Genomic DNA, 11,347 nt, shown 5'->3' with positions numbered 1-11,347 from the left:
TGGATTTTAAAATGAAAAATTTTATCTTTGCGCTATTTTTTATATGTCAATCGGCACTCGCCAACCCTACGGTATTTGGATTAACGATTGGCGAAACTACGGTTCAACAACTAAAAAGCAAATACAATATATCTCATCAAGGTATTAACAAGTACAGCCAAGGTGATATGTTCAAGATCCCTCAAAGCCAAATCCAATTTGAAGGAATTAATGATGTGACAGCCATCTTTAGTAAGTCGAACAAACTGGTTGCAGTTTTAGCAGAATTACCAAAAAACAAATTCGATTACTTAAATGGTGCTCTTGCGAAAAAATACCAACTGGTAAACCAAAAGATCCCTTTCGTTGGTAATAAATCAGCAACATACAAAGATGGTGAGACTGAAATTACTTTGGAGGCGCCGCATATGAGCTTTCAACTATCTATGAATTATATCCACTCTGACCTTTTGAGAGCCTTTAATACTCAAACTGAGAGTGAGAAAAAAGATAAAGAGCAACAAGAAAGCTCAATGCTTTAGAGACAGCATAGACAGTTGTACTTATTTTAAAGGTAGTTCACTCAACACTCCCCAACAAAAAAGGCCTCGCAATGCGAGGCCTTTGGTTTTCTATCTATCAGAAGAGATTAGTCGCGAAGTGCTGCGCCGAATTTCTCTGAGATTGAAGCTACGATAGCATCTACTGAACCAGCGATGTCTGCATCTTCAAGTGTGCGCTCTACAGACTGTAGGCTAAGTGCGATTGCTAGGCTCTTCTTACCTTCTTCAACGCCTTGACCAACGTATACGTCGAACAGTTTAGCGCCTGTTAGGAATTCACCACCAGCAGCGATACACGCTTCTACGATGTCGCCAGAAGCAACTGCTTCATCAACAACAACGGCGATATCACGACGGTTTGCAGGGAACTTAGATACTGCTACTGCTTCTGGAAGCACGCGAGTGTTGATAGCTGCCCATTCGATTTCGAATACGATAGTACGGCCGTTAAGACCAAACTTACGCTCTAGTTCTGGGTGAACAGTACCAATGATACCCACTTCTTTGCCGTCTACTACGATAGCCGCAGTTTGACCTGGGTGAAGTGCTGGGTGCTTAGCTGCTTTGAAGCTGTATGCGATTTCGTTTGCAGAAAGCTCAAGAACTGCTTCTAGGTCACCTTTAAGATCGAAGAAATCTACAGTGTTAGTTGCAATGTCCCAGTGCTCTTCGCCACGAGTACCAGAGATAACGCCCGCAAGCATCATTTCTTGGCGCATGCCGTTTTCAGCCGTTGCTTCAGGGATGAAACGTAGGCCTGATTCGAATAGACGAACGCGAGACTGTTGACGCTTCTGGTTGTGAACAACTGTGTTTAGTAGACCTTGGATTAGGCCAAGACGCATTGCTGACATGTCCGCAGAGATTGGGAATGGCAGGATTAGCGGCTCAACACCAGGTACAACAAGTTTTTGCTGTTCTGGTTCTACGAAGCTGTATGTGATTGCTTCGTGGTAGCCACGGTCTACAAGAAGGTCACGAACGCGCTTAAGCGGTTGGTCAGCTTCTTTGTGGTCATTCATTTTAAGTGCCGCTTTAGGCGCTTGGTTTGGAATGTTATCGTAACCGTAGATACGACCTACTTCTTCAATTAGGTCTTGCTCGATTGCGATATCAAAACGCCAAGATGGAGACGTTGCCGTCCAACCAGCATCAGTCGTTTCAACTTCACAACCTAGGCGAGTAAGAATTTCCACTACGTCTGTAGATGGGATTTCGTGACCTAGTAGGCTGTCTAGCTTAGCGCGACGTAGAACTACTACGTTTGCTTTAGGAAGATCAGATTCAGATTCGCTGCCGTTTACTGGCGCAACTTCACCGCCGCAGATTTCAACTAGAAGCTGTGTAGCACGCTCCATTGCTGCTGCTTGTAGTGTTGAATCAACACCACGTTCGAAACGTAGAGAAGAATCAGTGTGAAGGCCGTAAGCACGCGCGCGACCACGGATGTGATCCGGTGCGAAGAATGCTGCTTCAAGAAGTACGTCTGTTGTTTCAGTAGTAACACCTGAATCTTGACCGCCAAAGATGCCAGCGATTGCTAGTGCTTTGTTGTGGTCAGCGATAACAAGCGTGTTGCTGTTTAGTTCAGCTTCGTTGCCATCTAGAAGTGTTAGCTTTTCGCCCTGCTCTGCTAGACGAACCACGATACCGCCTTCGATCTTAGCTAGATCAAATGCGTGCATTGGTTGGCCTTGCTCTAGCATCACGTAGTTTGTGATGTCTACAACTGGGTCGATTGAACGGATACCACAACGGCGCAGTTTTTCTTGCATCCAGATTGGAGATTCCGCTTTCACGTTTACGTTCTTAACCACACGGCCAAGGTAACGTGGACAAGCATCAGTTGCTTTGATTTCAACAGATACTGTGTCTTCAATGCTTGTTGCAACAGCTTCAACTGTTGGCTCTGTAACGTCTGCGCGGTTTAGTACGCCAACTTCACGAGCAAGGCCACGGATGCTGAAGCAGTCTGCGCGGTTTGCTGTTAGGTCTACGTCGATAGTTACGTCGTTAAGCTCTAGAAGCTCACGTACGTCCATACCTAACGTTGTGCCTTCTGGCAGCTCAAGGATGCCGTCAGACTCTACGTCGATACCTAGCTCAGAGAAAGAACAAAGCATGCCGTGCGATGGAACGCCACGTAGTTTTGCTTTCTTGATTTTGAAGTCACCAGGAAGTACTGCGCCAACTGTTGCTACTGCTACAGTTAGGCCAAGACGACAGTTAGATGCACCACAAACGATGTCTAAAAGTTCTTCTTCGCCGATATCAATTTTTGTAACTTGTAGTTTGTCTGCGTCTGGGTGCTGACCGCACTCAACCACTTTACCTACTTTAACGCCGGTGAATTCACCAGCAACAGGTTCTACATCGTCAACTTCCAAACCAGCCATAGTGATTTGGTGAGCTAGCTCTTCGCTGTTAATTGCAGGTTTAACCCACTCGCGTAGCCAAGATTCACTGAATTTCATAGTTTTGACTGCCCCGGATTACTTGAATTGTTTAAGGAAACGAAGGTCGTTCTCGAAGAACGCACGAAGGTCATTTACGCCGTAACGAAGCATCGTTAGACGCTCTACACCCATACCGAATGCAAAACCAGAGTATTTCTCAGGGTCGATGCCAACAGAGCGAAGTACGTTAGGGTGAACCATGCCACAGCCTAGAACTTCTAGCCATTTGCCATCTTTACGTTTCACGTCAACTTCAGCTGAAGGCTCTGTGAACGGGAAGAATGAAGGACGGAAACGCACTTCAACTTCTTCTTCAAAGAAGTTACAAAGGAAATCGTTAAGAATGCCTTTAAGTTGTGCGAAGTTTACGTTCTCATCCACTAACATACCTTCCACTTGGTGGAACATTGGCGTGTGAGTTTGATCGTAGTCGTTACGGTAAACACGACCCGGAGCAATGAAGCGGAATGGCGGTTTGCCGTTTTCCATCGTACGGATTTGAACACCAGAAGTGTGCGTACGTAGCATTAGATCAGGGTTGAAGAAGAAAGTATCGTGATCAGTACGAGCTGGGTGATCGTCTGCGATGTTTAGTGCATCAAAGTTGTGGAATGCATCTTCGATCTCAGGGCCAGACTCAGTGCTAAAGCCAAGCTCACCAAAGAACTGTTCGATACGCTCAACAGTGCGAGTAACTGGGTGAAGACCACCGTTCTCAATGCGACGACCTGGTAGGCTCACATCGATAGTTTCTTCAGCTAGTTTCGCTTCAAGCTCTGCACGTTGTAGTGCGTCTTTGCGAGCTGCGATCGCTTGTTGAACAGCACCTTTCGCTTTGTTGATCTCTTGACCAGCAGTGCGACGCTCTTCAGGTGGAAGTTTACCTAGGCTTTGTAGTTGAAGAGTTAATTCACCCTTCTTACCTAAATACTGAACTCGCACTTCATCAAGTGCGACTAACGAATCTGCTGTATCAATAGCAGTCGTTGCATTAGCAATGATCTCTTCTAGATGTTGCATCATTTCCTCATCTACCAGTTGGTAGTGTCCGTATCGGATGATTAGTTTTTTTAGATAGCTACACATAGTAATCAAACACGCAACCAATGCCAAATTGAATCGCTAAAAGAACAAGTTATTGCCTAAAAACACGGCAAATTTAACAGGATATTAATGAGGAGTAGGAAGAAGTGGAACAATTACAGGTTCCACTTCTTAATTTGGAAATGACCTGAAGGCTAGATCTGAATAGAACAAACGCTGTTCTTCCCTGCGTTTTTTGCTAAATAGACGGACTCATCCGCCGCTTTAATCAATTCGTTCATGGTTTCGAATTCTTGGGTCATTTCAGCGACACCGACACTAATACTGCCAATCCAAACTTGATGACTGGTTTCAACCTCTAATTCAGACACTTTCTGTCGAGCGGTTTCCGCGATGTACATCCCACCTTTAAGGTCGGTGTTTGGGCAAATAACCAAGAACTCATCGCCACCTAACCGGCAAACAATATCATCATTACGGAACGTGTTTTTCAGTTCACGCGAGAGGGTTTGTAGCACCAAGTCGCCTGCATCATGGCCGCTGGTGTCATTAATGCGCTTGAAGTGGTCGGCATCAATCATAATACACACTAAAGGCATGCCCAGTTCTTTGGAGTCTTGCCAATGCAGCGCTAACTGTTTAAAAGCACTACGACGGTTATGCAAATTAGTAAGAGAGTCGGTTAATGACAGTTCTTCAAGTCTCTTATTCGCTCGTTTTAATTCTGCCGTACGTTCCTCAACTTTATCTTCGAGTAACTGGTTGAAGCGTAACAACTGTTTGTTTCGTTCAGAGACTTGTTCAAACAGGCCGTTAAGCGCAGCCAACAGCGGGACAGTCGCAGAATCTTGCTGCTTTTCTTCCGCTTCAAAGGCTTGCAGAGGTGTCGCGCCCTCTTCTATCGCCGTCATTTGTCGCGCCATGTTTTGGTCGATGCCGAGGATGTGGTAAGCAAGCCAGTGGATCAATAAATCAAGTAACTGCCGTGCTGACGACTGATCTTCTTCCATGATGAAAGCTTGCATACTGTAGATATCTTGCATAAATACACGATGCACTTTGATATGCTCTTCAATGTGTCGCTCATACACACCGCAATCTCTCATCAAAGATTCTTCTTCTTTAAAGTGAAATTCGGCATAGCATGTGAGATCGAGTAAAGCGACGTTTATGTCGTCGATAGAGATAGTGTTCTCTGACAACAGATTTCCGTAGTGGTTGATAATACCAACAAGATATTGATGCTGTTCATCTACAACACCAATGCCTGTTTCAAAGTTTTTATCCCAATTAAATGAATTCATAAATCCCTTAAGGCCGATACCACCAGCACGATTTACATGCATATTCGGAGGTTATAGATACTGAAAAAATATAACCATTTTACCTGTAGGTTTATTCGATTGTTTGATCCACTTTATAAAAAGACGACTTTGAACATTCTAAATATGGCTCATCTTAAATTTGAGACGTCCCCCCCAACAGGAACGCCCCACGAAGCTAACATTAGAAATAATATTCCAACGCCATCTCAACAAAGTCATCCTTGCGTGCGAAGAACAACAAGTCCTCTGGGGTTTCGTTCTCAAACAACCAAGCATTCAGTCGCCACTTGAGATTGTTGTTAATACGGCTCGATGCCTCTAGCTTGGCACTGTAGACATCACTGTTATCTAAGTCTTGAGTGATACCAGTAAGCACTTCGGTGCCGTCTTCATCGTTCAAAGCGAAACGTGCCCCAAGGAACACATCATTTTGGCCGATGGTTTGGGCATTGTTGCCTCGGCTGTCATACAGGTATTCAGCGATGAAGCCGATGTCCCAGTACGATTCAAGCGCCCCTACCCAAGTGTATTCAAAGCCTGTCGCCACGCCGGTATGGTTGTCGTAGCTGTCGCGATAAATGCTTTCCAGCTTCCATAACCAGTCACCGATAATGCCTTGAACATCCAATCCGAAGTGTTGCATTTGGGCGTAGTATGGCTTAAGTTGATTGCCTTCTACACGGTAATAAGGGTCACGGTTCGTACCACCTAAATAACTTAAACCGACATCCCAATCACCGTACATTTGGCTGTAACGCAATGCCACATCAACGTGTTTTTCTTCTCGTGAAGATTCGTAAAGCGCATCGTCCGATACTGGCACGGTTGGCCTTAATCGACCGTCTTCGCCTGCGAAGGTACGCTCACGAAAATACGGCAGTAACATGGCGTCTATGGTGCCCCACTCTTTTATCGAGGTGAAGTGCACCATAGGCTGACCTAACTTGGATTCGCCATCGACCGATTCAATGGCATCGGTCTGGTTTACCACATCCACTAAATGCGCCGATTCGGTTACGCCCCAAAATACCTTTCCAACACCCGCTCGCAGTTCGTAATCATCCCAATAGGTTAAATACAAGGCTTCGCGAATATCACCATGAGTTCGTTCATCGTCTTCACTGTCTAGGCGATAAAACGGGGTGAAGGTAATGCTGCCGTTGCCCTCTTGTTGCTCCCAGTAAAACTCTGGCTGCAACACCAGTGAGCTTTGTCCTTTGTCTTGCCCTTGTAAGCCGTCGCTAAAGAACTGCCTATGTTCAAGGTTAACCTGCCCTGCGATATCAGGACTAAAGCCTGCCGCCACACAAGGCAACGACACCTGCATAAGCCCGACGGTCGCCGCCAAGGTTAAGGATAATTGGGTTCCTGTTGCCACAATCCTTTTCATATTCCTGCCTTATTTCGCACGTTTTAGTGTGTTCTTTTGGAAATCCTTGTCTTTAAGACCGGTCTGGAACACTAAATCTGTCGTGGTTAATACGGTGCTTTTGCCTGTTTGATGGTTTTGCATCGCCATGGTGTGTGCGCGCCAGTATTGGTTTAGGTACTGTTTGTAATCTTGGAACGATAGAGTTTTAAGCAGTGCGCCTTTGCGGTCGTAAAACTCGACTTTCATTGGGCGGTAGTGCTGTTGGTCTAGCCATACCTTTTGCATGGTGTAGCCTGAGTTTTTATCGGTCGGTACTTGCTCTAAAACAAAGGTGTCTACGCCTTCCAGTTTCGCGTCTTCAATGTAGTTGAAGGTGTACTTTTCAAGTTCAAACGAGCTTAAGTCCTCATACGCAAATTCACTGCCCATAAACGGGCCAGATTTGTTGCGTGAAGAGATGCGTTTTACACGCTTGAGTGCAGGAAGATACAACCACTGGTCATCGGATTTGGTGATGTGCGAATGGTTCAAGAAAGCCGTGCCTTTTACGTCACGCGGCTCATCAAAAATGGTCAGCCCTTTGTCGCCATCATCATCCACTTCTAACGACTTCAATCGCATTAGGCGCGAGCTGCTTTCGCCTTGTTTGTTGCGAAGTAGCATTTCCATGGTTGCGACAGAATCGCCCCACCCGACATCGACCGCTTTACGTTGCTCGGCAATTTCTAAGCCTTTCGCAGGGTCTGCTAACGCTGGGAAAGCGGCGAATGTGCTCAGTGCCAACGAGCTAACAGTAAGTAATGTAGTAGCGAATGTTTGTTTAACGCTTTTCATAAATATCTCCTTGAGTCAGCCCACCGCAGCAGGCCGACGTTTCCTTATTTGGTCGAAGTAGTCAGTTCGGCTGTCGATCTAGGCTGCGACTTGGTATCTGGCTTTGATTCGTGCTGAGTTTTAGCTGAATAGTGGGTCTGTTTGTCGAAGATCATCAGTAAGCTTGGTAGCAAGATGAAATCGACCACCAGCGCAATGAAAATCACAATCGCGCTGAGTAAGCCCATGTCGGAGTTGAGTCTGAAGCTCGACATCGCCAGTACAGAGAAACCGGCCACTAGCACAACAGTGGTGATCCACAAGGCGCGTCCAACGGTGTGGAAAGCGTATCGAACCGCTTCTTCTGCTGATTTCCCTTCGATTCTTGCGCGCTGGTATTTACTCAAGAAGTGCACCGCATCATCAACCACGATACCCAACGTGAGCGTGACCACGACTGACAAACCTAGGTTGATTTCACCTGAGATAAGCGCCCATAAACCAAAGCCAATGATCGCAGGCGCAATGTTGGGCACTAGGCTGATCATGCCTAAGCGAACCGAGCGCAATGCAAAGATCATCAAGCCAGAGATAAGCACTAGGGTGATAGGCAAAGTTGATAGCATGCTCGCCATGTTGGTTTCGCCAATATGAGCAAACATCAGTGACGGGCTCGAAGCCACCACTTCATATTGCGGTGCATTGGCTGCAAACCATGAGTAAATGCGCTCTTCGAGTTCGACTAGCTCAACGCTGCCAAGGTTATCGACGGTGAGTACCATTTTGATCGATGATTTATCGACGTTGATCTGGTTGTTCAAGTCCAAGCCGTACGGCAGAGACATTTCGTAAAGCAGCAGATATTGCGCGGCAAGTTCACGGTTCAGCGGTAGCTTGTAGTAGCTGTCGTCGTCGGCATGCATATTCTTGTTCAAACGCATGTAAACATCAGAAAGCGTGGCGACATGGTCAGTTTCTGGTTGAACGCGTAGCCACTTAGTAAAGTCACCAATTGCTTGCAAGAACACAGGATCAGCAATCGCTTGAGACTCGTTAGTTTTCACTGCGATACTGAGGGTTGTCATGCCGCTTACGGTCTCTTCCATGAAGTCAGCCGCTTGTCTGAATTCACTTGAGGTATCGAAATACTTCACCGATTCATCGTTGACTTTGTTGAGCGGAATTAACGCGGCAGCGCCAACAATCACTAGCGTAGAAATCGGCAGCAGTGCTTTACGGTTAGTTACGACAAAATCGCCCAGCTTATCCATGAAGGTGACTTTGTCTGCCGCCTTAGGGTTGGCAGGTAGACGTTTGACTGGCAGCAGTTTTAGCAACGCTGGCAACATAGTCACAGACAAGAAGCACGCAATAAGTACACCCAGTGCCGATAAGTTACCGAAATCACGCAGCACTGGTGAGTCCGACATGTTCATCATCAGGAAACCAATCGCAGTGGTCACCGAGGTGATCAGAATCGGCATCGCATTGAGCTTGATGCTGTATTGAATGGCTTGTGCTTTCTCCATACCGCGCTGCATCGCTTGTCTCATGGTCACAATCACGTGAACACAATCAGCCACCGCCAAAGTTAAAACCAAGGTTGGCACATTCACGGTTGCGGTACTCAAGAACATCCCTGCCCAACCAGACAATCCCATGGTGGCAACAATCGAAGAGATGATCACAATGAGCGTCGCCACCACACTAAAGAACGAGCGCAGCATAAAGGTCAGGAACACCAGTACCACCAACAGCATTAAGGGAACGAGCGTTGAGCTGTCTTCTTGAGCCGAAGTCATAAATGCGTTGTTCATGGCTATGATGCCCGCTTTATGGAATTCGACATTAGGATACTGAGCTTGGTACTTGCCGATCATGGTATTGATTGCCGCAATCACCTCTTGCACTTCTGCGGTTTTGTCCACTTCTGGCAGTTGCACGGTGACGTTCACAATCGTCACATCGCCAGAGGCCGACACCAAGGCATTCTTGAGCAACGGCTCGTTAAGGGCGATCTGTTTTACTTTGGCGATGCGTTCTGGTGTGTGTTCGTACTCTTCATACAGCAAGTCTTCTACCAAAAGATCATCTTCAATGGCTTCGGTGTGCTGATAATTAGCAAGGGAATCGACACGGCTTGAATACGGGATCTGCCACGCATCAACCGTGAGATTTTGAATCAGGGTGAGAGTTTCAGGGGTGAAGACATTGCCATCTTCAGGTGCGACAACAATCGCAAGGTTGTCGGTTTTTGCAAAGGTGGTTTGGATTTCATCGAACGCCATCAACTGCTTGTTGGTGCCTTCGAAGAAGATGTTGTAGTCCCCTCTAAAGTAGAGGTTCTTAGCCCCTAATGCAGAGAAAATGATGATTGAAAACACCACCAGCAGAACGATAAACGAACGCTTGGTAGGTATTGAGTGCCAACTGTTTAGATCTGTGTTTGCGCTATCAGCATTAGGGTTATCTCGGTTTTGCTGATCGAACGTGGGCTTCTGGCTGTCATGTTTCATCACAGTCTCCATTTGTGACGATTCGTCATATTTGTGTCATAAAAAGCCAGCCGAAGCTGACAAAAGACACAATGCTTAGTCAAACACTCAAGAAAACAGCAACCACAGTCGGTCAGTCTCAAGTTTGTGACAAATCGTCAAAAATGGTTATTAATAAACCCACATGTGTGGGCTTAACGGAAGCTATCGACCTACAGACTCTAAGTAAGCGATCTCTTCACTGAACAGTTCTTGTTCTACACGACGCCAAGTTTTGCGGTAATCCCAGTCACTAGAAAGGGGCTGCCAATTGAGGCCGTCTAGAATCATGTTCGCGTTGTGTAATACTGAATACGGGTCTTGTAACCGCTTAATACAATGACTGTTTGATGCGTTCTGTGACAAGGCATTTGAACCAAATGCGATTGACCAGTTAGCAAAAACGATGGCATCTGAGCCAACGCCAGAAGAGAACTTTAGGTCACCCGCTTCTACCGCTTGGTTAACCATAGAGTCGCATTGTTCAATCACCAACTCTTCCAGTTCATTCATCTCGGCGACGCGTGCACTAGACGCTTTCTCTAGTACCCACGGGCTTTTAGCCATGATCGCACAGGTTGATAGTACCGGTTCCATGCGAGCATAGATTCGGTAAGCAACGTGCAATGCGACGATCTTTTCACGTGTGTTGCCTTCAAACTCTCCAGAGCGAGCAAACATCATTGCTTCTGTCTTGAGAGAGTGAATACATAACGCTAAAACGACGTCTTCTTTGCTGCAAAAGTGATTGTATATCGTACCTTTAGAATAAGAGCTCGCTGCCGTTAGCTTGTCCATCGTGAGGTTTCCGAACCCTTGTTCTCGAACCAGATCTTTTGCTAACAACATCAACTCTACTTCTCGGTCTGCAATAGACTGCTGCTTTTTAGACAACACGCCTTTGCAACCAAAGATACCTTGTTTATCGCCTTTACAACCAAAGCCAAACATAATTTTTTAGTCCGTATATGAGCTTAGCCGTTATCTAAGCTTCGCCAGTATTTAAAACACTCCTATCCAATATATTAACACGAATAGTAAATTCATGTAGTTAACCATTTTGTGACGCTTCGTCATTTCTGACTTATCGTCATAATAGCGCAAGTATTGATCATATCAAGGGGTTTTATAAATTAAATACATTTTGTGAATGGAAAGAGAATAAATGGGATATAGCTAAGAAAATCATCAATAGTTGACCTAAAGAGAAGACTTTAAAAGAAGACCTGTATTGTGACCAACAGAATGTGGACGCGAATTG

The 11,347-nt window shown here is 45.9% G+C and carries 8 protein-coding genes; 1 reads left to right on the top strand and 7 read right to left on the bottom strand.

Going from position 1 to position 11,347, the window contains the following annotated elements; all coding sequences use genetic code 11:
- Positions 1–11: 11 nt before the first annotated feature.
- A complete protein-coding gene (locus tag AB4161_RS07795; RefSeq protein ID WP_372083132.1) occupies positions 12–521 on the top strand; it encodes a hypothetical protein in 510 nt (169 codons plus the stop codon).
- 107 nt (positions 522–628) lie between these two features.
- On the opposite strand, the gene pheT is transcribed toward AB4161_RS07795, so the two are convergent.
- The 7 genes from pheT to AB4161_RS07760 form a co-directional block, all read right to left on the bottom strand.
- Positions 629–3,016, bottom strand: coding sequence for a phenylalanine--tRNA ligase subunit beta (gene pheT, locus AB4161_RS07790; protein WP_372083131.1), 2,388 nt, complete (start codon positions 3,014–3,016; stop codon positions 629–631).
- Positions 3,017–3,034: 18 nt separating this feature from the next.
- Positions 3,035–4,018: a phenylalanine--tRNA ligase subunit alpha gene (gene pheS, locus AB4161_RS07785; RefSeq protein ID WP_004734764.1), complete on the bottom strand. Its 984-nt coding sequence runs from the start codon at positions 4,016–4,018 to the stop codon at positions 3,035–3,037.
- A gap of 218 nt (positions 4,019–4,236) precedes the next feature.
- Complete coding sequence (locus tag AB4161_RS07780) at positions 4,237–5,346, bottom strand: GGDEF domain-containing protein (protein WP_029235308.1); 1,110 nt, start codon at positions 5,344–5,346, stop codon at positions 4,237–4,239.
- 202 nt (positions 5,347–5,548) lie between these two features.
- Positions 5,549–6,757: a hypothetical protein gene (locus AB4161_RS07775; RefSeq protein ID WP_017060449.1), complete on the bottom strand. Its 1,209-nt coding sequence runs from the start codon at positions 6,755–6,757 to the stop codon at positions 5,549–5,551.
- 9 nt (positions 6,758–6,766) lie between these two features.
- On the bottom strand, positions 6,767–7,573 hold the full coding sequence (locus tag AB4161_RS07770; RefSeq protein ID WP_372083130.1) for an outer membrane lipoprotein-sorting protein: 807 nt from the start codon (positions 7,571–7,573) through the stop codon (positions 6,767–6,769).
- Between the two features lie 44 nt (positions 7,574–7,617).
- The gene (locus AB4161_RS07765; protein ID WP_372083129.1) at positions 7,618–10,080 is read right to left on the bottom strand and encodes an RND family transporter; all 2,463 of its coding nucleotides are present in this window, start codon (positions 10,078–10,080) and stop codon (positions 7,618–7,620) included.
- A 171-nt stretch (positions 10,081–10,251) separates the two neighbouring features.
- Positions 10,252–11,037: a TetR/AcrR family transcriptional regulator gene (locus tag AB4161_RS07760; protein WP_004741595.1), complete on the bottom strand. Its 786-nt coding sequence runs from the start codon at positions 11,035–11,037 to the stop codon at positions 10,252–10,254.
- Positions 11,038–11,347 lie beyond the last annotated feature (310 nt).

The sequence above is a fragment of the Vibrio sp. 10N.286.51.E5 genome (assembly GCF_041469125.1).
GTDB lineage: Bacteria > Pseudomonadota > Gammaproteobacteria > Enterobacterales > Vibrionaceae > Vibrio > Vibrio crassostreae_C.
This window is presented reverse-complemented; position numbering and strand designations above follow the sequence as displayed.

What these genes read in the sequence shown, in the direction of transcription:
- AB4161_RS07795 (WP_372083132.1), top strand. Translation starts at nt 12, where the DNA reads ATGAAAAATTTTATCTTTGCGCTATTTTTTATATGTCAATCGGCACTC.
- pheT (WP_372083131.1), bottom strand. Translation starts at nt 3,016, where the DNA reads ATGAAATTCAGTGAATCTTGGCTACGCGAGTGGGTTAAACCTGCAATT.
- pheS (WP_004734764.1), bottom strand. Translation starts at nt 4,018, where the DNA reads ATGCAACATCTAGAAGAGATCATTGCTAATGCAACGACTGCTATTGAT.
- AB4161_RS07780 (WP_029235308.1), bottom strand. Translation starts at nt 5,346, where the DNA reads ATGAATTCATTTAATTGGGATAAAAACTTTGAAACAGGCATTGGTGTT.
- AB4161_RS07775 (WP_017060449.1), bottom strand. Translation starts at nt 6,757, where the DNA reads ATGAAAAGGATTGTGGCAACAGGAACCCAATTATCCTTAACCTTGGCG.
- AB4161_RS07770 (WP_372083130.1), bottom strand. Translation starts at nt 7,573, where the DNA reads ATGAAAAGCGTTAAACAAACATTCGCTACTACATTACTTACTGTTAGC.
- AB4161_RS07765 (WP_372083129.1), bottom strand. Translation starts at nt 10,080, where the DNA reads ATGGAGACTGTGATGAAACATGACAGCCAGAAGCCCACGTTCGATCAG.
- AB4161_RS07760 (WP_004741595.1), bottom strand. Translation starts at nt 11,037, where the DNA reads ATGTTTGGCTTTGGTTGTAAAGGCGATAAACAAGGTATCTTTGGTTGC.